Origin of the sequence: Lysobacter enzymogenes, assembly GCF_017168095.1 — a bacterium.
In the GTDB taxonomy this organism is placed as follows: domain Bacteria; phylum Pseudomonadota; class Gammaproteobacteria; order Xanthomonadales; family Xanthomonadaceae; genus Lysobacter; species Lysobacter enzymogenes_D.
In genome coordinates, this window is the sequence record NZ_LXSD01000479.1 from 1 (window position 1) to 1,350 (window position 1,350).

2 protein-coding genes are annotated in these 1,350 nt (G+C 70.7%); both read left to right on the plus strand.

Features of this window, described 5'->3' with window-relative positions; all coding sequences use genetic code 11:
* Positions 1 to 372 (plus strand): copper resistance protein NlpE (locus A7A76_RS20020; protein WP_206412952.1); only part of this gene is annotated, 372 nt, incomplete at its 5' end.
* Between the two features lie 183 nt (positions 373 to 555).
* Positions 556 to 1,068, plus strand: a complete 513-nt coding sequence (gene greB / locus A7A76_RS20025; RefSeq protein ID WP_206412954.1) for a transcription elongation factor GreB — start codon at positions 556 to 558, stop codon at positions 1,066 to 1,068.
* Positions 1,069 to 1,350: the final 282 nt, after the last annotated feature.

A 1,350-nucleotide genomic window follows, 5' to 3' on the forward strand; every position in this document is an offset into this window, starting at 1 on the left:
GCACCCGCGCCGGCCCCCGCCGCCGAAGCCGCGCCCGCCGCGTTCGACGCCGCCGCCTTCGCCGGCACCTTCCGCGGCACCCTGCCCTGCGCCGACTGCAGCGGCATCGACACCCAGCTCGCGCTCAAGGCCGACGGCAGCTACGCCCTGGACGAGAGCTACCAGGGCAAGAAGGACGGCGCGTTCAAGGGCGACGGCACCTGGACCGCAGAAGACAACGGCAAGCGCGTGCGCCTGGACCCGAACAGCAAGAGCGAGAACGACCGCCTGTTCGAGATCGTGTCCAAGGACGAGATCCGCATGCTCGACACCGAGGGCAAGAAGATCGACTCGCAGCTCGACTACAGCCTCAAGCGCGCCGCTGGGCAGTAATCGCCGATGCGTATCTCCCTGTAGGAGCGGCGCGAGCCGCGACTGCGACACCGCAGATACGACGTAAGCGCGGTGTCGCAGTCGCGGCTTGCGCCGCTCCTACAGGGGGTAAACCGATTTACGCTTGAACCGCGCCGCGCGCTCTGCGATAACGTCGGCCCCGCTGCCGCGAGTACCGCCGCCATGGGCCGTTGGCGCCCGCCCGCCGAACACAGCACCGCGCTGATCACCCGCGAGGGCCACGCGCGCCTGAAGCACGAGCTCGACGAGCTGTGGCGGCTGCGCCGCCCGGAAGTGGTCAAGGCGCTGGCCGCGGCCGCGGCCGAAGGCGACCGCTCCGAGAACGCGGAATACACCTACCGCAAGAAGCAACTGGCCGAGATCGACCGGCGCGTGCGCTACCTCAGCAAGCGCCTGCCGCTGCTGCGGGTGATCGAGTCCATCCCCAGCGATCCGCAATCGGTGTTCTTCGGCGCCTGGGTCGAGGTCGAGGACGTCGCCAGCGGCGAGCTCGCGCGCTATCGCATCGTCGGCCCGGACGAGACCGACGCCCGGCTCGGCCACATCAGCATCGATTCGCCGCTGGCCCGGGCCATGCTCAAGCGCCGGGTCGACGACGAGTTCGAGGCGGTGCTGCCGGGCGGGCCGGCGCGGTTCGCGATCGTCGAGGTGACTTATTCGCCACCGGCCGACTGAAACGGCGCCGCAAGGACTCGCGCGGTCGCCTTCCCTACTGTAGGAGCGGCGCAAGCCGCGACCGCGACAACGCAACTATGACGCAAGTTTCGGCGTAGCTGCGTTGTCGCAGTCGCGGCTCGCGCCGCTCCTACAGGGGCTTCGGCGGTTCTCGACGCGCATTCATACCGCGACGATGCGGCGCCCGCTGCGCGCCTCGCACCGCGACGTGCGCACCGGCGCCGCGACCGGCGCCGGCACCCGGCAGCCGATCAGGTCCGGGCACCAGGCGCAGCGCGCCGG